The 21,728-nt window shown below is 63.1% G+C and carries 17 protein-coding genes; 5 read left to right on the forward strand and 12 right to left on the reverse strand.

Annotated features, from left to right (window positions below; all coding sequences use genetic code 11):
* Window positions 1-192 precede the first annotated feature (192 nt).
* Window positions 193-1,932 (forward strand): FAD-dependent oxidoreductase, encoded by a 1,740-nt coding sequence (locus tag B0G80_RS19625; protein WP_116119069.1) that lies wholly within the window; start codon window positions 193-195, stop codon window positions 1,930-1,932.
* Window positions 1,933-2,034: 102 nt separating this feature from the next.
* Here B0G80_RS19625 and B0G80_RS19630 read toward each other — a convergent pair whose 3' ends face one another.
* Both B0G80_RS19630 and B0G80_RS19635 read right to left on the reverse strand, forming a co-directional pair.
* Window positions 2,035-3,255, reverse strand: a complete 1,221-nt coding sequence (locus B0G80_RS19630; RefSeq protein ID WP_116119070.1) for a glycosyltransferase — start codon at window positions 3,253-3,255, stop codon at window positions 2,035-2,037.
* Window positions 3,252-4,745, reverse strand: a complete 1,494-nt coding sequence (locus B0G80_RS19635; RefSeq protein ID WP_116119071.1) for a hypothetical protein — start codon at window positions 4,743-4,745, stop codon at window positions 3,252-3,254. Before B0G80_RS19635 ends, B0G80_RS19630 begins: the two co-directional genes overlap by 4 nt.
* A 284-nt stretch (window positions 4,746-5,029) precedes the next feature.
* Between B0G80_RS19635 and B0G80_RS19640 the strand changes: the two genes are divergently transcribed.
* Window positions 5,030-6,184 carry an acyltransferase gene (locus B0G80_RS19640; RefSeq protein WP_116119072.1) on the forward strand — a complete coding sequence of 385 codons (1,155 nt, stop codon included), beginning with the start codon at window positions 5,030-5,032 and terminating at the stop codon, window positions 6,182-6,184.
* Window positions 6,185-6,301: 117 nt separating this feature from the next.
* On the opposite strand, the gene B0G80_RS19645 is transcribed toward B0G80_RS19640, so the two are convergent.
* Complete coding sequence (locus B0G80_RS19645) at window positions 6,302-7,507, reverse strand: glycosyltransferase (RefSeq protein WP_116119073.1); 1,206 nt, start codon at window positions 7,505-7,507, stop codon at window positions 6,302-6,304.
* Between the two features lie 330 nt (window positions 7,508-7,837).
* Here B0G80_RS19645 and B0G80_RS19650 point away from each other — a divergent pair, with 330 nt between their 5' ends.
* Together B0G80_RS19650 and B0G80_RS19655 are read left to right on the forward strand one after the other, a co-directional pair.
* The gene (locus B0G80_RS19650; RefSeq protein WP_116119074.1) at window positions 7,838-9,091 is read left to right on the forward strand and encodes an oligosaccharide flippase family protein; all 1,254 of its coding nucleotides are present in this window, start codon (window positions 7,838-7,840) and stop codon (window positions 9,089-9,091) included.
* Window positions 9,091-10,164 (forward strand): glycosyltransferase, encoded by a 1,074-nt coding sequence (locus tag B0G80_RS19655; RefSeq protein WP_116119075.1) that lies wholly within the window; start codon window positions 9,091-9,093, stop codon window positions 10,162-10,164. Before B0G80_RS19650 ends, B0G80_RS19655 begins: the two co-directional genes overlap by 1 nt.
* A 66-nt stretch (window positions 10,165-10,230) precedes the next feature.
* Here B0G80_RS19655 and B0G80_RS19660 read toward each other — a convergent pair whose 3' ends face one another.
* The 9 genes from B0G80_RS19660 to B0G80_RS19700 all read right to left on the reverse strand — a co-directional run bounded on the left by B0G80_RS19660 (window position 10,231) and on the right by B0G80_RS19700 (window position 20,758).
* The gene (locus B0G80_RS19660) at window positions 10,231-11,319 is read right to left on the reverse strand and encodes a hypothetical protein (protein WP_258878914.1); all 1,089 of its coding nucleotides are present in this window, start codon (window positions 11,317-11,319) and stop codon (window positions 10,231-10,233) included.
* A gap of 251 nt (window positions 11,320-11,570) precedes the next feature.
* On the reverse strand, window positions 11,571-12,164 hold the full coding sequence (locus B0G80_RS46935; RefSeq protein WP_116119077.1) for a hypothetical protein: 594 nt from the start codon (window positions 12,162-12,164) through the stop codon (window positions 11,571-11,573).
* A gap of 408 nt (window positions 12,165-12,572) precedes the next feature.
* Window positions 12,573-14,363: a chloride channel protein gene (locus tag B0G80_RS19670; protein WP_116119078.1), complete on the reverse strand. Its 1,791-nt coding sequence runs from the start codon at window positions 14,361-14,363 to the stop codon at window positions 12,573-12,575.
* A gap of 6 nt (window positions 14,364-14,369) precedes the next feature.
* A complete protein-coding gene (locus B0G80_RS19675; protein WP_106284409.1) occupies window positions 14,370-14,783 on the reverse strand; it encodes a MarR family winged helix-turn-helix transcriptional regulator in 414 nt (137 codons plus the stop codon).
* Between the two features lie 89 nt (window positions 14,784-14,872).
* Window positions 14,873-16,027 (reverse strand): HPP family protein, encoded by a 1,155-nt coding sequence (locus tag B0G80_RS19680; RefSeq protein ID WP_181919990.1) that lies wholly within the window; start codon window positions 16,025-16,027, stop codon window positions 14,873-14,875.
* 194 nt (window positions 16,028-16,221) lie between these two features.
* Window positions 16,222-17,682: an efflux transporter outer membrane subunit gene (locus B0G80_RS19685; protein WP_116119080.1), complete on the reverse strand. Its 1,461-nt coding sequence runs from the start codon at window positions 17,680-17,682 to the stop codon at window positions 16,222-16,224.
* Between the two features lie 12 nt (window positions 17,683-17,694).
* Complete coding sequence (locus tag B0G80_RS19690) at window positions 17,695-18,837, reverse strand: ABC transporter permease (RefSeq protein WP_116119081.1); 1,143 nt, start codon at window positions 18,835-18,837, stop codon at window positions 17,695-17,697.
* Window positions 18,834-19,778, reverse strand: a complete 945-nt coding sequence (locus B0G80_RS19695; RefSeq protein ID WP_116119082.1) for an ABC transporter ATP-binding protein — start codon at window positions 19,776-19,778, stop codon at window positions 18,834-18,836. Before B0G80_RS19695 ends, B0G80_RS19690 begins: the two co-directional genes overlap by 4 nt.
* Entirely contained in the window at window positions 19,775-20,758 is a 984-nt protein-coding gene (locus tag B0G80_RS19700; protein WP_116119083.1) for an HlyD family secretion protein, read from the reverse strand. Before B0G80_RS19700 ends, B0G80_RS19695 begins: the two co-directional genes overlap by 4 nt.
* A gap of 264 nt (window positions 20,759-21,022) precedes the next feature.
* Here B0G80_RS19700 and B0G80_RS19705 point away from each other — a divergent pair, with 264 nt between their 5' ends.
* The gene (locus B0G80_RS19705; protein WP_116119084.1) at window positions 21,023-21,709 is read left to right on the forward strand and encodes a TetR/AcrR family transcriptional regulator; all 687 of its coding nucleotides are present in this window, start codon (window positions 21,023-21,025) and stop codon (window positions 21,707-21,709) included.
* The last annotated feature ends 19 nt before the right edge of the window (window positions 21,710-21,728 follow it).

Below are 21,728 nucleotides of genomic sequence, written 5' to 3' on the forward strand. Positions count from 1 at the left end.
ACGCTGAGGACGCCGAGGTCGTTTTGCCGGAATGCCGGCCGTTGCAATGGGATTGACGCGCTGCGTGATGAACGGCATTCGCGGCGGCACCCTTGCAAGTTCCGGCCGCGACGTCTGCGTGGTCTGGTTGCCGGCTCAGCCTGGCGAACCGCACCGCGCCCAGGAAATGCGTGAAGCAGATGGGAGTAGCGGATGTTCATCGATACACGTACTGTTGAACAGAACACCGTCGTCGAGACGACGATCTGCATCATCGGCGGAGGCGTCGCGGGCATCACGCTCGCGCTGGAAATGTCGAGGGCGGGTATCGACGCCTGCATGCTCGAAAGCGGTGGTTTTGGACCTGACGACGCGACTCGCGACCTCTATCGCGGCGAGAACGTCGGGCTTCCCTATACGTTCGCGGACGGCTCGCGCAGCCGCTATTTCGGCGGCAGCAGCAACTGCTGGGGCGGCTGGTGCCGCCCGCTCGATCCCTGGGACTTCGAAAAGCGTGACTGGATTCCGCACAGCGGCTGGCCGTTCGGCCTCGATGAACTGGCGCCTTACTATGCACGCACGCATGAACTGCTGAAGCTCGGCCCGCAGAATTTCGACCCCGCTTACTGGGAGCGCGAGATCGGGCGTCAGGACGTGCGCCGTCTGCCGCTCGCCACCGGCGACATGCGCGATACCGTTGCGCAGTTCAGCCCGCCGGTTCGCTTTGGCAAGGTGTATCGCGAAGAACTGTCGCATTCGACGCGGGTGCGCGTGTTCCTTCATGCGAACGTGCTCAGTATCGACGCCGACGCGCAGGGCACGACGATTTCGAAACTGAAGGTGGGTACCATCAGCGGCCGCGCGATAACGGTGACCGCGAAAATTTTCGTGCTGGCCACGGGCGGCATTGAAAACGCGCGCCTGCTGCTGGCGTCGAACAACGTGCAGGCCGCCGGGCTCGGCAATGCCAACGATCTGGTCGGCCGCTATTTCATGGATCATCCGCGCATGATGTCGGGCAAGGTGCGCTTCCGTCCTGGCATCGCGCGCAACAAGCTGTACGACATCAAGTACCACTACCAGAACGTGGCTGTCTCGGCGCACGGCACGAAGATATCGTCCCAGTTCGCGCCGAAGCAGGAATGGATGGAACGCGAAAAGCTGCTCAATTCACGTGTGTGGCTCTACTCGAAATGGTACGGCGAGGGCAGCGCGGGTTCCGAGGCATTGATCCGTTTCAAGGAAGCGCTGATGGGCAAGGACCAGCCGGGCCGCAGCGTGAAACGCGACATCGAGACCATGATCGCGCACCCGCTGCATACCGTCGGCTTTGGTTTGACGCGGCTGTTGCAATGGCCCGCGTTGATCACCGACGTCACGCTGCAGGCTATCGTCGAGGCGGTGCCCAATCCGGATAGCCGCGTGACCTTGTCGGCCGACAAGCGCGACCACTTCGGCATGCCGCGCGTGCGGGTGGAGTGGCGCCTCGGCGACCAGGTGCAGCGCACTTTCGACAAGACCTTCCAGTTGCTCGCGAAGGAATTGCAGATGGCGAACGTCGCGGACGTCACGCTCGATGAACCGCTCGAAGGCCGGACGTGGCCGGCGAAGCTCGAAGGCACGTGGCACCACATGGGCACCACGCGCATGCACGATTCGCCTCGCGAGGGTGTGGTCGATCGCGACTGTAAGGTGCACGGCATCAGCAATCTGTACATTGGCGGCAGCTCGGTGTTTCCGACCGTCGGCGCCAATTTCCCGACCATCACGATTGCCGCGCTGTCGTTGCGTCTCGCCGGCCATCTGATGCGGCAACTCGATGTGCCGGACGCCGTCGGCAGTACGCGAGTTGATGCGGCGAACAGCCCCACCATGTCACTTCACACGCCGTCTCAGGTCGATACATTGCCGATCGCGGCCTCGACGTTGACGCCCTTGATGAAAGAGCAGTGAACCTGTGATCAGGACAGGCGAAAATGGCGCGCACAAGGCGCGCCATTTTCGCTTTTGGGTGGCCGGTTCGAGAGTCTTCCGCCTGGTGACAGGCGGTGCGCGTCAGTGGGTTGGCTGGGTCGTTTCGCGTAGCGTGGTGAGCGTGCTGTCGTTGCTGCGCGCGTCGTCGTGGCCGCCCCTGGCTTCGAGCAGAGCGGTCAGTGCGCTCACCATAGTCTCGACACGGAATCGCGCGTTGAAGGTCTCGGCCGCCTGCGCGCGCATCGCCGCGCGAGCCGCGTCGTCCAGTTCGAGCCAGCGCACGAGATTCTTTTCCGTACCGTCGACAGTATCCGCGGCTACCATCCCCGCGCCGTCCGCTTCGATTTCGCGCCACACGTTGACTTTATCGGAGATCAGCGCCGGCAATCCGCAGCCCAGCGCCTCGGCCACCGCCACGCCGAAATTCTCCTGATGCGACGGCAGTACGAACACGTCGCTCGCATGAAAAGCGCCCCATTTGAGTTCGCCCTGAAGCATGCCCGGCAGACTCACGCGATGCGCGATGCCGGCCGCCTGCGCCTGGGTGCGCAGCGTCGAGGCCCAGCCGGTTTCATCCGGGCCGGCGATCACGAGGTGCAGCGCCGGATCGCGGCGGGCAATGCGTGCGAAAGCGTCGATCAGCAGATCGCAGCCTTTCTTCGCGTGGACGCGGCCGAGAAACAGCACGATGCGTTTGCCGCGCAGGCTCGGTATGGCTTGCAGGAACGCTTCGCGCAGCGGCGCCGCTTCGAGTTGCGGCACCGTCGTGCCGAACGGCACGATCCGTTCATGCGCGCGGTACAGCCAGAACGACTTGCGTGCGCGCGTGCGTTCTTCCTCCGTCGTGAAGATGACAGCGCGCGCGTCGCGCAGTACGCGATACTCCGCCCACGGCCAATACAGCCATTTCTTCAGATGCTTGAGCGGGTAAGCCTCCTTGAACCACGGGTCCAGCATGCCGTGCACATACACGTAGTACGGCACTTCGCTCCTGTGCAGCGCCTTCCATGCCGCGAAGCCGTGGTATTGCCACAGGCCGTGCACGATCACCGCGTCATAGCGCTTCGCGTTGGCGGCGAGCCACGGCGCGAGGCGTTCGCTGAAGCTGTAGCGGCCTTTGGTCGGGCCGAAGACATGGACCGGAAAGGGGAAGGACGCAAGAAAGGCGTCGCGGGGGGCGTCGCAAGTCGCCACCTCGATCTCGTGGCCGGCTTCGCGCATAGCCAGGCCGCTGCGGCGAACGCCTTCAACGGGACCGCCGGCGCGTGGGTCGACGCTTGCTAGCAGGTGGAGGATCTTCATCGGGCGATATTCGGTCGGTTGGAGCGATGCCTGGGCGGCGAATGTGGGACGAGGGCGCCGAACTGGCCGGTTTCGGATGCGGAACTCGCGGTGCGCGATACGCCGAGCGTCGACGGGAGGTCGGCGCGGCCCATGCCCGGCTGGATCCGGCCGGGCAACTCCGGCATCGCTTCCGGACGCACAGACGGCGGGCTACGGAAGCGCCGCGCGCGGGCCGGCAGCGCACGCTGCAAACGCGCGTGCGTGGCGATCATCAGGCCAAGCGCGACGCCGAAAATCAGCCCGGAAAAACGCGGCCCGAGTGGATTGCCGCCGATCGACGTGGCCGGCAACGCGGCAAACAGCATGATGGCGCGCCCGAGCACCGGCAGCATCGGCGCGTCGGGCACGACCGAGCGCCAGTAGCGATATGAGAAGAAGCACACCGCCAGCGCGGCGAGCGTCGCCAACGGCATGCCAATGCCGAACAGGAGTCCGCCCGCGAACAACTGATAGACCCAGAAGTTGTGGCCCGCAGCCCATTCGTTGATCGCGTAAAAGTCTTTCTCGCTGATCTGGCCGGCAAGGTCAGGCAGATAGACCGGCGAGTAGCGGTAGTAGTGGCCGTAGCCTTCGCCGAACAGCAAGGTCGTCGGGTCCGCGGTCACCTGATCGTACTGGTCGCGCATTTCCGCGAGACGCGTGATCGTGGTCGGATCCTTGCCGGAGCGGGTTTCTTCGGAGAAGAAGATGCGCTGCGCCCAGTGCTCGGCGACGGTCGGGAAAGCCAGGGCCGCGGCGCCGGCCACGCCGGCGAGCACCGCGCCAATGATCACAGTGCGGCTCATCGCGCGCCAGATATGCCGGATCGACGGCGCGCTCAGCCCCATCGCGATCAGGAATAGCAGCACCGTGCCGACCATCACGCTGCGGGTCACGCTCAGCAATTCGATGATCACGCTCAGGGCGAAAATCGATACGGTGAAAAGCGAATAACGCTTTGCCACGATGAATTCGTGCAGCAATACGCCTTGCAGACCCAGCAACGTCACGGAGAGGATACGGAAGCGCACGTCGTCGAGACCACCGCCCGTCGCCATGCCGTAGACCAGGGTGAACAGCAGGCTGATGACGTTCGCGACAAACAGGGCTTTTTCGAACTGGGCGATGCGAAACTCGCTCCACGGGCGGCACGCCACGAGATAGCCCAGCATGAACAGAATGAACGGCAGCAGCACGCGCAGATAGTTGCCGGTGTCGTTATCCTGAACCAGCTGCGCGACGATGCTGCCGAACACGCACAGGATCACGCTCCACGTGACGATCGAGCGCAGCCGCGAGCGTTCATGAAAACGCGGCGCGATGAGAAGGAGGGCAATACCCGCGGCGATCGCCGGCAGCACGAAGATGAACTGCGCAAAGTGACCCGTATTCGCGTCCGTCGCCTTATAGTCGAAAGCAAGCGGCAGCAGAAAAAACCATATCCAGGGCGTTGCATACTGATGGCGCATTAACGATTCCTCCCCGTCGCCGTAGATTCGCCGCGGTCTATAGCGGACGGTCTCGCATCGGGTTATTTTGAAGGAATCGCTACGCCTGTTAGTTGGCTGGGCCGCATTCGTCGAACAATGCCTGGGTTTAGGCGTTAGCGGAAAGCGTAAGCTCTGCAAGACGCGCGCACACTTGCGCAGGTTGTCGGTGAATGCCTTGAAGTTGGCGCGCACGCACGCTTGCCGACACCGAATATGCAAAAAGGGCCGCGTGCCTTGCGAGAGAGACGACCGAGGGGAACAGCATGAAGTTATTCGGCGGGGCGGGACCCGCAAAAGCCGGACGGGCGATTGAGCTCGACTTCGTCCGCGGCATCGCCATCATCATGGTGATGGGCTTTCACTTTCATGCGGTTCATACCGGCAATTACCTCATCCAGATTATTGAGTACCCACTGAAGAGTTTCGGCCGCGAAGGCGTCAACCTGTTCTTCACGTTGAGCGGCTTTCTGGTGGGCGGCCTGCTGCTTCGACAGTACGCCGAAACCGGCCATGTCGATGCCCGGCGCTTTATCATCCGGCGGATTTTCCGCATCTGGCCCGCGTATTACGTGCTGATCGCCTTCCATGTGCTGGCCGGACGCCACCCGTGGAATACCTTCCTCGTCCAGAACCTGACGCACTTGCAGAACTACCTCGGCACGTCGATTACGCAGACGTGGAGCCTCGCCGTCGAAGAACACTTTTATCTGGTGCTGCCGGCGCTTCTGCTGATGTTCTCGCGCTGGCGTCTCGGCGCGTGGACGATCGTCAGCGTGCTCACCGGCATTTGCGCGGTGGTGCTCACGGCGCGCTGCTTCGCGGTGGCGGGCGGCAATCTCGACGGCGCCTTTGCTTACACGCAATACCGCATCGACAGCCTGCTGGTGGGCGTGATTCTTTCCGCAATCTACTGGATGAAACCCGGCGTCTATCGTCAACTCGCGAAGCGCAAGTGGCTGCTGATTTTTAGCGTCGTCCTGCTCTGCGCGTGGCTCGCATTCGCCACCAAAAACCTCGCGCTGGACGAAAGTATCGGCTACACGATCCAGGCGCTCGGATTCGCCGCGCTGATCGTGCTGGTGCTCGAATACTCGGGATCGTTGCGTACGTCGTGGATTTATCGTGGCGTAGCCTGGATCGGCCTCTATTCGTACGGTATTTACTTGTGGCATTCGCTCGCGCTCGCGCCCGGCGACATGCTGATCCGGAAAGCGACCGCGCTGGGTCTCACGCCGAGTCTCATCTGGGTCGTCGCGATCGCGACGCAGTTTGCGATCGCGATCGCAATCGGCTATGTGACCACACGCGCCATCGAGTACCCGTTCCTGCTGATGCGCAATGCGCTGTTCCCCGAAAAGCGCAGCAGCTCGGTGCGCGAGGAAGTGCCCGCCGCTGCCGCCGGTGGGCAGTTATCGTGAGCATCCAAGAGCATGCGGCCGCTTACTCGCGTATGCGGCCGTAAACCGACGTCACATGTGACGAGGCGTCCATCGCACTGATGGACGCCTCGTTTTTTTGAAGAACCCGTTGCGCAATCAAGCCATCTGTTGCAGCAAGGTCTGCTTGAATTGCCCGAGCGTATGTCGTGACAGCAGGTCTTCGCGCGCGGACGGCATGGCCTGAGCGGTGTGCGGCCAGGACGTCATGGTCTCGGTGATCGCACGGCCGATCGACGCGGAACTCAGGTCGCTCAGAATCGGCCCCAGTTCGCAACGCCGGCTGAACCAGCCGATCAAACCGTCTTCAGTTGCGATCACCGGCTTGCCGAAACGGTAGGCCTGGACCAGCACGCCACTCATGCCGTAGTGCCCCTTATAGCCGAGCCAAACCGCGTCGCACGCGGAGAACAGATCGCGCTCCATATCGTTGGAAATGAAGGCGTCGAGTACCAGCGGCGCGGGATTAAGGCTGCGCACGTGATTGCGCATGAAATGACGCGTACCCGCATCCTGCTCGCCGGCGACGATCAGCGTGGGCGCATGCTCGAGGCGCGTCAGCGCATGCACCAGTTCGTAGATGCCCTTGCGTTCCGTGATCGCGCCGTACACCAGCAGATAGCGCTGCCCGGGATCGAGCCCCAGACGCTCGCGAGCCAGCACAGGGTTTTCCGCGTGCTCATCGGGAAACGGGTCGGCCACGTAGGCGATCGCCGCGCCGTGCTTCGACGGGCTGCGCGCCGACCACTCCGGCAAGGTCGGATCGATCGTCAGCAGCGTGCGCAGGCCGGTGGTGCGGATCGCGCGCTTGAAGAGCAGCGCCTTGATCGCATTGACGACCGGACGATCGGGCGCCTTGATGCCGACCTTGTGATGATGGAATGTGGAGCGCATGGTGATGCCGATCCATGGCGTCTTGCCGAAAGGCGAGCCGAGAAAAGGCAGCGAATAGAAAAAGTAATCGACGTAGGGGACGACCACGAGCCGGATCGACTGCATGCGGGTGATGATCGTATGCACGCGCTTGAAATAGCGGTGGAAGCGCCAGTATTCGTTGGGGTCGGGCAGGCGGTTGCGGGGCCGCTCCTCCGGATCGACGAAAGCGATCTGCTGATCCGGGCGGTTGGCGGCGGTGATCTGTCTTGCGAGCCGGTGGTCTTCGTTGGCGCACTCGGTCACGAGCATGCACGGATAGCCGGCGTCCGCACAGGCCTGCATGATCCACTCGGCGTATCGCCAGCGGTGGCCGGTGAGATTCGGTTCCACGATCAGGACGTAGTCTTGTTCCATTGCGTCGGTAACCATTTGCGTTGCTGAAATAAGTACCCGAGCGCCGCTTCTCGCATGGCGCTGGCTGAACAACGTTAGCATCGTCGGAATCCGTGTAACTACTAATTTGTCCGGCTTTGTGGTTCAGCGTACTAGGGGCCGTCGCCTTAGGCCGAACCGGCCTAGCTGATGGCGGTTGTGGGCGATTCTCTCGCGGTATGGTCGTGTATGAAATTCGACGAAAAAACTCGCCAGCTTGCTGGCGCAACCTAACAAATCATGCGCTGGCGGCGTTCGCAGGGCGATCCACGAAATCGCTCTGCGCGCGGCGGATTCAACGGCGCTCCGATTCGACGGAGAGATAGCTTGCGGGCGATCAGGCTTCCGGCGTTCTCGGTGGCGGGCAGCTTCGGCGCGAGTGCGGCGACGTGGGTCCTGCTCCAGCAGTTCGCCGTGCGTGGACTTGTAGCGATCAAATTTCTTGCGATTGGCCGGATGCTCGGACCGGCGGCAATCGGTAGCGTGAGCGTGGCTCTGCTCGCGGTGGCGATTGCCGAAGCGCTGTCCGATACCGGCCTCGCGCAAGCGGTCATTCAAGGCGAACATCCACCGTCGCGCTCGCAACTCGGCGCGGTGTGGACCACATTGACGGCGCGAGGCGTGCTCATCTCGCTGCTGCTGGTCGCGCTCGCCCCACTGCTGAGCAGCCAGTTCCACCTGAACGGCTCGCTGATCCTGATCCAGCTCGCGGCGCTGCTGCCGTTGCTGCGCGGTCTGGCGTCGCCGGCTTATTACGTGGTGCAGCGCGAGCGGCGCTTCCAGCACATCGCGGGCGTGGAGGTGGCGGCGTCATTCGTCGATTGCGCGGTCGGACTGGCACTTGCGTATTTCGGCGCTGGCGCGTCGTCGGTACTGATCGGCCTCGTAGCCGGCGAAAGCCTGAAAAGCTCCTTAACCTGGGCGACCATGAAACCGCGTCCGCCGATCCGCGCCGTGTGGTCGGGGATCGGCCACTATGTCGGGTTCAGCCGCTGGATCTGGGCCAGCAGCGTGATCAATCTGCTGCTCAATCAGTTCGACAAGGTCGTGGTCGGCAAACTGCTCGGGCCGGCGCAACTGGGCAGCTATCAGATGTCGTCGCGGCTCGCGCAGATGCTGCTCGCCGACGCCGCGATCGCCATGTCGCAATACCTCTTTCCGACCTTCGCGGCGCATCATCGCCACAGTCCGCAGTCGGCCTCGCGCATCATCAAAATCTATTTGCTGGTGATCGCGCTCGGGCTCGCGGCTTTCGTCTCGTTGCTGAGGCTGATCGCCGAGCCGCTCTTCTCGCTGATACTCGGCGCCGCATGGCTGCCGGCGGTGCCGCTCTTCAGGATCCTCGTGATCAACATGGCGATCGGCGCGTTGATCGCCGTGCTCGTAGCCTATCTACGCGCAGTGGGCGACGCGAAGGCGACCGTGCATGCGTCGGCGATCCAGGTGGTGGTGCTGCTGTTGAGCGCGCCCCCCGCGGTGCACTATTGGGGCGTGACAGGCATTGCGTGGTCCATGACGCTCGGCCTTGGCTGCGCCGCCGCGTGGATGCTGTTCAGGACGTTGACGGCAAGGACGTCGTGATGCGCGTCTTTCACCTGGTTCTTGCGCCGCGTCTGTCCGGAGCAGAAGTTCTGGCCAGAGACCTTGCGCTCGATCAGTGCGCCGAGGGCATGGCGGTGTGCGTGGCTTCGCTGTTGCCGGCGCATGCCGATTTCGCGCCTCTGCGGAACGAGTTGGAAAGCCACGGCGTGCAGTGCTTCTTTCCAGAACTGCGCCATCGTTCGTTCATCAAGCTGTGCCATTTGTTCGGAGCGGTGCGGCGTTTTCATCCGGATGTGATCTTTGCGCACGCGACCATTCCGTCGTTTTACGCGCGCGCGTTGCCGCTGCGTGTGCCGGTGGTCTACGTCATGCATTCGGCGACCAACGACTTCGAGCGCCCGCTGTTCAGGCGCATCGAACATGTTCTGTCGGGACGTGCGCGAATGGTGATCGGTGTGTCCGAGCAGGGCGTGACGGATTACGTGCAGGCCATCGGGCCGCATCCTTCGATGACCGTGGTGCCGAACGGCGTGGATCTCGCACGCTTCGCATTCACCGACGGCGTGGAACGCGACGGCCGCGCGCCGCAGGTGGTGCAGATCGGCCGGTACGCCGCAGTGAAGAATCAACTGCTGACGGTGCGTGCATTCAGCGAAGTACTCAAGCGCGAGAAAGACGCGCGGCTCGTGTTGTACGGCGTGATCGAAGACACCGACTACTGGCGCGCGGTCATCGCGCTGGCGCAGACGTTGGGCATCGCGGAGCGTGTCGCGGTGGCGGGCCCGCGCACCGATGTCGCCACCGTGCTGTCGGAGTCCAACGTGTTCGTCATGCCGTCGCAATCCGAGGCGCACAGCGTGGCGTTTCTCGAGGCGCTCGCATCCGGTGTGCCGATCGTCGCGAGCAAGATTCCGGCTTTCGCTTTCGCGAGCGGATTTCCGGGCGTCCAACTGGTCGATACCGCCAACGTGCAGTGCTATGCCGAGGCGGTGATCGTTGCCCTAGGGCAGGCGCGGGCGCAACGCTCGCTGGCCGGCCTGACGCTCAGGGATACCGCCGACCGCTATCGCGCGATCGCGCATCAGGTGGGTCTGGCCGTGTCGGCCCGCTAGCGCGGCGCATGGCGCGCCTGTTCCTGTTGTCACGCATTCATTGCCCGCCGCGCGCGGACGCTGACATCAATGATGGGTGCTCACGTCACGCGTCTCGGGCGCCGGCTCGGGTGCGGGCTCCGCGGGCGGCGGAAGCTGGAGTTCCGTTTCGCGCTGCGCGAGTGTCACGAGACGCTGTGCTTCCTTGCTGCTCGAATCGATCTGCAGCGCCGTGCCGGCATTGTGCGAGACGCATGTCCATCGCGCGATATATCCGCAGCCTCTTGCGAGGCTCAATAGCGCGTCGCGCTGCTGTTCGCGCGTGCTCAGCATGGAGCGCAGGTTCAGCGCGTCGCGATTGTCCGGTTGCGCGGCGATGACCGCCGCAAGGCGCGCCCGGGTCGCCGACAGGTTGTTCCGTTGCAGATTGGCCCGTGCGGCTTTGAGATGCCGCGACACATCGGCGCGCGGTTGTTCCGGTGGGTTGCCTGACTGTCCGCCCGGATTGCGCTTCGCCTCGGGTTCCACGGATGCGACCCGGCGCGAGAGCGGCGGCGAAGCGGCCGGTGGCGCAATCGGCGGCGCAATCGGCGGCGAACGCACGGGAGCGGACCGCACGGCGGCGACGGTCGTGGCAGTCGTGGTGCGCGGTGCGACGACTGCCACGGCAGGTTTCTGCGCGGCGGCAGGCGGCGCGGTAGCCGCGGTAGCGGGCGTCTGTGCGACGACCGTGGCCGGCTTCTGTGCGACGACGGTGGCCGGCTTCTGGGTGACGGCAGCGGCGGGTTTCTGGACGGTGACGGCGGCAGGCTTCTGAACGGCGACAATCGCGGGCTTCTGCTGCGCGGCAGGCGTGGGCCGCTGCGCGACGGTGGCCGCCGGCTTCTGCGGAATGACGACGAGCGACGCGACATTTTGTGTCCGCACCTTGCCGGACACCGCGATTGGCGTGCCGACATTCGAGTCGTTGCTACGGATGAAACCCAGGTACACCGCAGAGGTCACCACCAGCACCGACGCACCCAGCACGAGGGGCTGGCGCAGCCGCTGATAGGCGGATACGGCGACCTCCGGCTTCTCGACGAACTCGTAGGGATTGACCAGTGCGCGCGAGGACGGATTCCAGATTTTGCGTGTCGGCAGACGGCTGTCGACGAGCGGCTGCGAGTCGTCCAATTGACCGTTCAGTGGGACTTTCAGCGAGGCAGGCGGCGCCGGACGCGCGCCGAACGAATCGGCCGGACGCCGATGGCACGAAGGACAGGGCGTGAAGCGACCGGCTAGCGGGACACCGCAGTGCCCGCATCGGAAGAGATCGTGCTGATCGGAAGTAAAGTCGCTAAGCATCGCCGTGTCGCAAAGGGGCGTCGAATGCCGGCGCCACAATCAGAAAAAACAAGGCACCGTAACGAGGCTTGCAAGCGGGGTTACTGTGCGACTACGTAACCCCGCGCTTGCATGCACGCGCCATACGCGGCCCAGTACTGTGTCATAGGCGGCTCGGGCGCCGGCAGAGGCGGCAGCTTCACGCTGGACGCCGCAGCCGTCTGCGCCGCGCTCGCGGCTGCCGTTTCCGAGGCGCTGTTGCCCGCGGTCGTCGCCGATCCCGCCGTGGCGGCCGTAGTCGTGGTGTCCGCCGATGTCGCGCTCGCCGCCGTGGCGGCCGAAGCTCCCTTCGCTGTCGCCGCCGTGGTCGCTACGGGCGCACTCGCGCCCGGCGCGGCGGCGGCCGGCATGCTCTCGCCGATTGGCGCGGACGAGAAGGTGCTGGGCGGCAACGGCGGCCGCGACGGCGCGCCGGTCGACGAAGTCTTGGTGGCAGCCGGCTTGCGCGGTGGAATCTGCGGCTCGCGGACGATGTTGACCTTGGTCTGTTTGTTCGCCGTCGCATAGCACATCGCGGAATCGACGCTGCGCTGATAAGGGCTTTGACTTCGGATTGGATAAGTGAGCGGCTGCCATGCGAAAGCAGCACTGCTAAACGCCAATAGCGTCAGTAGGGTATATGTTTTGATTTGCATCGCAGTCTCTCCCGCAGCGATGTTTCGCCTTTCGTAGGCAATGGCGCTTCGCGGTCTGTTCTATGCCTGCTAATTTTGCCGCTGGACGGCGGCTCATTACCGCGAAGGCTGCTTTGGTGAGCGTAACACCCTGTATTGTCAACGCAATACACTGCATAGCGCGCGAAACCGCCATCCTGCAGTCGAATCAAGACAGATCGACGAGAAGTGGCGGAAAACGTAGGGGTATCCCCAGGCGATGCGGCCGTGCCGGTGTTGAATGCGCGGGCGCTTCTGCGTGCATGGCAAGGAGTCGGACATGAGGAAATGGCAGTACTGCTATCGGATGCTGGTGAGGGTGGCATCCGTGTCGCCTCCGGATGTGCCTCTGGGAAGCGGCACGGAAGAATCGCTTGCCGATCGCGCGGCTTACGGAACCGGCGGGAAGTGCCGCTTGCCGGTGTGCACCCGCAAACGCCGGAAGCGCTCTCTCTTGTGCTCTTCGTCGAAATGCGCGAGAGACGGTTTGATCAGATCGCTGCGCGACACAATCCCGATTAATTGCAACGTGGTGGAATCCGCAACCACGGGCAAACGTTCGAGACCGTGCACCGCAAGCCGTGTTGCGACGAGACGGCACGTTTCACCGGGCAGCGCGAACGTGGCCGAACGGTGGCGCAATACATCGGCGAGTTGCGAGTCGAGCGTACTGTGCGCGTCGCCACCGCGGATCGTCTCCAGCATCGCGCGATCGACGACGCCCACCAGCGCGCCCTGATGCACGACCGGATAGGCGCGATGTGTCTGCGTCGCACCGAAGTACGTTGCTAGCGCTTCTGCCACGGACATGCTGCCATCGATCGTCTTGACCGCGCGCGACATCACCTCGTCGACATGGTGGCGCTCGAGTGGATCGACGCCGTATTCGCGGTAAATGTGATAACCGCGCCGGGCAATTTTCTCGGTCATGATGGAGCGCTTCATGACGACCGTTGCGAACCCATGCGCGATCAGTGTCGCGGCGAGCAGCGGCAACAGCGCGTTACTGTCGTGCGTGAGGCCGAATGCGAACACGATGGCGGTCAACGGCGCGCCTAACGTGGCGCCGAGCGTGGCCGCCATGCACACGAGCGGCCACAGCGCGGGTTCGCCGCCCGGCAGCACGTGGCCGAGCAGGACGCCGAGTCCCGCGCCCAGCATGAGCAGCGGAGCAAGGACGCCGCCCGAGGTACCCGAGCCCAGCGCGACGACCCAGATGACCGCCTTCACGATGAGGATCGCCAGCGCGATCTGGATGGCAATGTGCTGATGCAGCAGATCGCCGATCACGTCGTAACCGACGCCCAGCGCACGCGGTTCGAAAAAGCCGCCAATGCCGACGACAAGTCCGCCGAGCGCGGGCCACCACATCCAGTGGATTGGCAACTTGCCGAACAGGTCCTCGACTTTATAAAGTGCGGCGGACAAGCCCGAGGCGAGCGCACCGGACAGCAAGCCGGCGATGACGCAGGACAGCAGCGATAGCGCGCCGGGCGGCGCCGTTTCAAGCGGAAAGAGCGGACCGGTGCCGAACAACGCCGCACGCGCAAAACCCGCGACGGCACATGCGAGCGCGACCGGCAGAAAACTGCGCGGGCGCCATTCGAACAGCAGCAGTTCGACCGCCAGCAGCACCGCAGCCACTGGCGTGCCGAAGACCGCCGTCATGCCCGCCGCCGCGCCGGCCACCAGCAGCGTCTTGCGCTCCGCGGACGTGACCTTCACACACTGCGCGATTAGCGACCCCAGTGCGCCGCCTGTCATGATGATCGGTCCTTCCGCGCCGAACGGGCCGCCGCTGCCGATCACGATGCCTGACGAGAGCGGTTTGAGAATCGCCACCTTCGGCGACATGCGGCTCTTGCCGAACAGGATGGCTTCAATCGCTTCGGGAATGCCGTGACCGCGAATTTTCTCCGAGCCGTAGCGCGCCATGAGACCGACGATCAGGCCGCCGATCACAGGGATGACCACCACCCACACACCCAATGTATTGACGGCCGGTGAGCGGTCCGCAAACGAGAACTGCTGGAAGAAAAACAGATTGGTGAACAGATGAATCAGGCTCAGCAGCACGAACGCCGCGAGCGTGCTGAGCGCGCCGATTCCCGCGGCGAGCGCGGAAATGCCGGGAAGCCTCGCGTTGACGGAAAAATCGCGTTTATGGTGGTCGAGACTCATGGTGACTCAAATATCGATCTGGGGGACGCTAAACGCGCCTTTCAGCGACTTCAATTCGGCACGATGCATCTCGGCGAGACGGGCGAGCACTTGCTCGCCGGCTTTCAGCAAATGAACCTCGACCTGGCGGCGATCCGTCTCGCTGACTTTTCTGCGCACCAGATCGAGGGCCTCGCAGCGGGACACGAGCGCAACCACGCCGTGATGCTGCGCCTGCAGCCGTTCCGCAAGTTCGCCGACGGTGGCCCAGTCGCGCTCCGGATAACCTTTGATGTGCAGAAGCAGCAGGTACTGCAACGGCGTGATGCCTTCGCCCTGAGCAGCCTGCTCGGAAAAACGCTCGAAGCGCCGCATCTGATAGCGAAACTCGGACAGTTGCTCGAAGTTCGCCTTGGTCAAACCGCGCGTGAGTGTTTTCATCGAAGTGCCGTGGAGGAAGAGATAAAGCGCGAATTATATCATGACGTGATATGTATGCGCGTGCTCGATCCCGGTGTCGGCGACAGTGGCTATGCTGCGGTCCGCTGCCTGGCGTAAGCCTGGCGATACAGTCCCGCGATGAGATCGGCCTGCGTGATCATGCCGGCTAGCCGCTGTTGCGAGTCCAGGACCGGAATATGGTGGTGCCCGTAGTTCGCGAACACCGGCACCAGTTCGACGATGGGCGTCGTTCCTTCGACTGTCTGAACGTCCACGTTCATCAGTGCGCCGACGAGCGCCGCCGGAGTGACACTGCGCCTGAACCAGCGTTGCATGGGAGAAGTCAGGCCGGGCGCTTTGCCGAACGCCCGTTTGCCGACGAGGTCGGCGCGGGTCACGATGCCGATCACGTGCTGCTTCTCGTCAGTGACCGGAAGTGCCTTGATATGACGCCGTTTCAACAGACTCCATGCGGCGGAAGCACGCGTGCTCGCCGACACGGCGACGAGCGAGCGCGACATGATGTCCGCGCAGGTCAGTTCATTGAACGTGCGCGCGTAGGCCTGTAGCTGAACATCACGCAGCAGGGATTCCAGATCGTCCGTATCGATATCGAGCAATTCGCCGCGGCGGCTCAGCACCGCTTCGAGGTCCGCCCGCGTGAAACCTTCGCTCGACGCTCCCGCGCCTTTGACCGAACTCGCCTGGGCGACGTGGGGGTATCGATGCCCAGTTGCGGCGTGATAGACGATGGCGGCGCACAGCAGCGTCACCGACTGGATCGCAATCGGCTCGGCCACAAAGCGATAGCCCAGCGCGTGCACCGCCGGACCGCCAAGAACCGCGGTCAGCGCAACCGCGCCTGACGGCGGGTGAACACAGCGCAGCGCAAACATCGCGCAGATCGCGAGCGCGACGGCCAAAGCGGCCGCGCCCACCGGATCGCCGATCCAGCTTGCACAGGCCACGCCGACCGTAGCGGAGACGATATTGCCGCCGATAATGGACCACGGTTGAGCGAGCGGACTGGCTGGCACCGCGAACAGCAGCACGGCCGAAGCGCCCATTGGCGCGACGAGCAATGGAATATTTGCCGCCGGTCCGAGAAGGACGTGCATGGTCCCGCCGGTAAACGCAATCCCAAGCAATGCGCCGAGACAGGATCTCAGGCGTTCTGGCCATCGGACAGCCATGGGGTGGGGGGCTAAGCTGGCGAGCCAGCGGATGAAAGCGTAGCGGGACAAGGTTCGAATAGGAAGATGGAAGGCAGTGTCAGATTAGAGGAGGCCGCACATTACGGCCAAATCCCAAGGAAGCGAAAGAACGCATCATCATGATTATATTTCATTGTGATATAAAACCGCGTTGCGGGTTGCCGCACCGCAGCAGAAGCGGGCGGCGGCCGAGGGTCCGGCCTGGTCCGCGGGTTCTTCCGCCGTTACCGCGCGCTTCCTAAGGTCAAGTCGGATTCGTTGCTGCCCAGCGATTGAAATAGCGCGGCCGTATCGCTTAACCGGGTCGCCTGCGCGCGCGTCTGATCGAGAGCGGTCTGTAACGCCTGACGTTGCGTGTCGAGCAGGCTGAACTGGCTGACACCACCCGCCGAATACTGCGCACGCGCAATGTCGAGGTTGGCTTGCGCCTGCCGGGCGGCGTCGTCGCGAGCATGCAGTTCGAGCGCGTCGTTACGCAACGCCGTCAGCGCCTCTGCAACCTGTTGCAAGGCCTGAAGCACCGTTTGCTGATAGCTCGCGAACGCAGCGTCATAGGCCGCCTGGGCAGCGCGCTTCTTCGCATGCAGCTCGCCACCACGAAAAATGGGCTGGGTCAGATTCAGGCCGATATTCCAGATATTCAGGCCATTCACAATGTCCTGGACACTCGTACGTTCAGAGCCGATACCCGCCGACAGCGAAAACTGCGGGTACAGGTTCGCTGTCGCGACACCGACGTTCGCGCTGGCCTGGTGCAGCAGCGCCTCAGAGGCGCGAATGTCGGGGCGTTGCCGCGCGAGTGACGAAGGCAGCGTGACCGGTATCTCCTTCGGCAGATGAAGCGAGTCCAACGTGAGCCGATCGAACTCCGCTTTGGACGGCACGTCGCCCACCAGGATCGCCAACTGGTGATCCGCCTGCGCGAGCTGTGTGGCGAGCGGCGGCAGCGACGCGCGCGTTTGCGCAAGCAGCGTGCGCTGGCTATTTACGTCGAGTTGAGACACGCCACCGGCGGCGAGGCGTGCTTCCATGATGCCGAGTTGCTGCGCCTGCGCGTCGGCGAGGCGTTGTGTCAGCAAGACCTGCCGCTGCAATGAAGCGCGCTGCACCGCCGTCGATACGACATTGCCCGCAATGGACAAGCGCGCTGCCTCCAGTTGGAATGCCTCGTAGTCGACCTGCGCCAACGTGGCTTCGAGCGCCCGGCGATTGCCGCCGAAAACGTCGAATGTATACGCCACCGTCACCGACGCATTGAATAGCGAAAACGGCCCCGGGTTCTCGACATGCGGAATGCCGAACGCCGCGAGATCGACCTGTTGACGCGTTCCGGAAATCTTCGCGTCGACGCTCGGAAATCGTGTGGCACCCGACTGCGCATTGTAGTTTTCGCGCGCCTCGATCAGCTTTGCGCGAGCTTGCGCCAGAGAGGGGCTTCGACTCAGCGCCTGATCGACGAGACGGTCTAGTTCGGCCGAATGAAATTGGCGCCACCATAGCGGCAGTGGCGCATCCGCCGTCGTGAAGGTTTGGGCGGAACCCTCGGTGCCGTCGGTCGATACTGTGCGTGCCGGCTCGGCCTTGTGCGTGTAGGTTTGCGTGTCCGGTGCCGCGGGCGCGCGAAAGTCGGGTCCCACTGCGCAGCCGCACAGCACGAGTGAACAGAGGAAAGCAAGTGGCTTCATGATCGTGTTTTCCTAGTCGAGCGTGCGCCGGTAGAAGCGCAATGCAATAGCCATGACGATCGCGGTAAACAGCGCCATTGGCCACACAGAGGGCCACAGGTCGGCCCAACCATTGCCCTTGAGCAGGATGCCGCGAATCAGCCGGTTGAAATAGGTCAGCGGCAGGAGGTTGCCGATAAACCGCGCCCACGCCGGCATGCCCGCGAAAGGGAACATGAAGCCCGAGAGCAGGATGTTGGGCAGAAAGTAGAAGACAGTAAGCTGCATCGCCTGCAATTGGTTCTGTGCGAGCGAAGAAAGCGTGATGCCCACCGTCAGATTCGCCGCAATGAAAAGCAGCGCTGAGAGATAGATGGCCAATGCGCTGCCGACAAATGGGACGTGGAAAACGTAGCGTGTCGCGGCAAGAATGATCGACGCCTGAATGAGCCCGATGACGACATAGGGCACGATCTTGCCGGTCATCACTTCGATTGGCAGAACGGGAGTGGCGAGCAGGTTTTCCATCGTGCCGCGCTCGCGTTCGCGAGTCACGGCGAGGCCGGTCATCATGACGAGCGTCATGGTGAGGATCACGCCCATCAACCCGGGCACCACGTTGTATTGCGTCACGCCTTCGGGGTTGTAGAGGTTGTGAACCTGCACGTCGAAGGCGTTTTGCGTGCCGTTCAGATGCGTGAGCGGACCCGTGAGATCTTTATCCGCGACCGGTCGGACGAGTTTCGGCAGCGCGCCGACGGCGGTATTCGTTGCGGTCGGATCGGTCGCATCGGCTTCGACCAGCAGCGACGGATGCTCGCCACGCAGCAGTTTGCGCGAGAAATCCACCGGCACATTCAGCACGAATTGCACCTTGCCCTGGGCGAGCGCGCGGCGCCCGGCCTCTTCGTCAGGCAAGATTCCGACGATATCGAAATAGGCCGAGTTCGTCATCGCCGCAACGAAGCTGCGGGAAAACTCGCTCTGGTCGTGGAGGATAACGGCTGTCGGCAGGTGCTTCGGGTCCGTATTGATCGCGAAGCCGAACAGTGCAAGCTGGACGATCGGCAGTCCGACAATCATGCCGAACGTGACGCGGTCACGCCTTAGCTGAAGAAACTCCTTGAGGACGATGCTCCACCAGCGTGTCAGAGAGAAGACGGTGCGATTGCTCATGACGGCGCTCCGAAGTTGTCCTTCGAATGGCTCATCAGATAGATGAATACGTCCTCGAGTCCCGTGCCGATCGGTTCGATGCTCAGCGAGGTTCCGGCAACCGCGTGCCGCACCGCGGTTTCGAGCGCCTCGTGATCGCGCCCGCTGACGTGCAGCGCGGAACCGAACACGACGGTCTGGTCCACGCCGGGCGTGGTACGGAACTGCTCGGATAGTTTGCTCAGGTGTTCGCCGTGAATGGACCACGTCGACAGACCTTGCGATTCAATCACCTCACTCGCGGTGCCGCGCGCGAGCATCTTCCCGTAAGCGATATAAGCGAGCTTGTGACAGCGTTCCGCTTCGTCCATGTAGTGGGTGCTGACGAGCACGGATATGCCGGTGGCGGCGAGGCGATGCAATTCTTCCCAGAAGTCGCGCCGTGCGGTGGGATCCACGCCGGCGGTGGGCTCATCGAGCAGCAGCACTTTTGGCTCGTGCAACATACAGGCGGCCAGCGCGAGCCGCTGCTTCCAGCCGCCCGATAGCGAACCGGTCAACTGATTCGCGCGTGTCTGCAGGCCGAGCGATTCCAGCGAGCGATCCACTGCTTCTCGCCGGTTGCGCATCTGGTAGATACGCGCGACAAAGTCGAGATTCTCGCGGATGGTCAGGTCTTCCCAGTAGGAAAAGCGCTGGGTCATGTACCCGACATTGCGTTTGATCTGTTCGCTCTCACGCACGATGTCGTAGCCGAGGCAGGTGCCGCTGCCCGAATCCGGTGTGAGCAATCCGCACATGAGGCGGATGGAGGTCGTCTTGCCGCTGCCGTTCGGCCCAAGAAAACCGAAGATTTCACCACGGCCGACCTGCAACGAGACGTTGTTGACAACGTGCTTGTTACCGAAGCGCTTGTTCAGGTCATGCACGTCGATCACGTACTGGTGGGCGTCGTCGTTCATTGCAGCACCGCTGAGACAGGTTGGCCCGGATGAAGCTTCGTTGCGTCCGCAACCGATGGGTGGGCTTCGACCATGAACACGAGCTTGGCGCGGCTCTCGTTGCTATAGATGACGGGCGGCGTGTATTCGGCCTGACTCGACACATAAGTGATCTTCGCGGGCACGTCAGCCGCACAGCCGTCGCAATGGAGCGTTACGCCGCGATTCAGCGCCAGTTGCCCGACGATCGTTTCCGGAACGAAGAATCGCACCTTGATGTTCTGCGGCGGCAGCATCTGGACGACCGGACTGCCGGCGGCCACCCATTCGCCCTGGCGATAGAGCGTGTCATAGACAAGGCCTTCCGATGGGGCGGCGACGCGTTTCTGATCGAGTTTCCATTGGGCCTGCGCGACGGCGGCATCGGCGGCGGCTACTTGTGCCTCCTGTCCGACGATCTGTTGTGAGCGGGCCGGCAGGCGGGCCACGTCGACCTGATGGGTGAGTTCCCGAACCTGCGCGGCGGTCGAGTCGGCATTAGCGCGCGAGTCGTCGAGTTGACCTTTTGCGATGCCACCTGCGCGGTATTGGGCCTCGTCGCGCGTCAGTTGCAGCGCGGCTTTGCGGGCGTTGGCGACGGCCTCGGCCAGTTGCGCGCGATTGATGTCGACCTCGGGCACGCGCTTGCCGGTCCGGATGTCGGCGAGCTGGGCGCGGGCCGCCGCGAGTTGCTGCTGCGCCTGGACGAGTGCGTGGGCTTCGTCGTCAGACTCAAGGGAAAATAGCGAGTCATTCGCCTTGACTGTTTGTCCACGAGAGACGGATAGCGCCGTAAGCTTGCCGGCCTGTGTTGAGCCGAGATAGACGAACTCACCTTCGACATAGCCCTGATAAGTTGCCGTTTCGTGCCGTGAACAGGCTGATAGCAGGGCGAGAAGCAGCACTGAAAGTACGGTCCCGGCAAATCGTTGCGCTCGCCTGGAGTTGGATGGAACTTCCATTGAGAGGCGTTTATTTAGTGAGTAATACATAATTAAAATCCTATGGAGCCGCGATTCGGCACACCAGGCGGATCGAGTCAGCACGACAGGAAGCGCGCGATGAGTTCGATCTGCGGTCCCCGCGAGGGCGATCCGGCTGCCTTGGTGACTCGGCCTTCCATGCCGGCGCGTCCGTTCGCGGACCGGACGCAGATGAAGTAGAATGGATACTATGCGAATTTGAATTCAAATTCAAAGTATTTTTAGGAATGTAAGCCTTCGACCATGCCGACCAGTCCGAGAAAAACAGCCGCGACGCAGCCTAAGCGGGTCTCACGCCCCGACGGCGCGGCGACCCGTCAGCACCTGCTCGCGACTGCGGGCCAGGTGTTCGCCGAACGCGGTTTCGCGGATGCCACCAGCAAGGAAATTTGCCAGCGCGCGGGCACACCGATGGCGTCGGTGAACTATCACTTTGGCAGCAGGGAGGCGCTCTACGAAGCGGCGCTCGTCGAGGCGCATCGGCAAGTCGTGGGTCTTGACGAGTTAGCGGCGCTTGCCGCGAGCCTCGACGACCCCAGGGATCAGTTGCGTGCCATCCTTTGCCGTTTCGTCGGTCTTTCAACGAGCGCGGGCACGCCTTGGGGCTTCATGCTGATGTTGCGCGAAGTGCTGTCGCCATCGAAAGCGATCCCGGCGCTCATCGAAAAAGCGGTGCGTCCCAAAGCCGCATTCCTGCTCAAGGTGATCGGCGAAGTGCTGGGGCTGGACCCGACCACGCCCGTGGTTCAGCGGGCTGTGATGTTTACGGTGTTGCCCTGCATCGCCATGATGATCGCGCCCAAGCAGATGCAGTCTGCGCTATTGCCTGCTGCCGCAAAGGACAAGGATGCGCTTGCAGAGGATTTTGTGCGATTCGTGCTGGCAGGGCTCGATGCGATCGCAGTCGCTCATCGTTCAGAAGCGAGGTGAGCCGCCAATTGTGGTTCGT

Origin of the sequence: Paraburkholderia sp. BL6669N2, from assembly GCF_003387275.1 — a bacterium.
GTDB lineage: Bacteria > Pseudomonadota > Gammaproteobacteria > Burkholderiales > Burkholderiaceae > Paraburkholderia.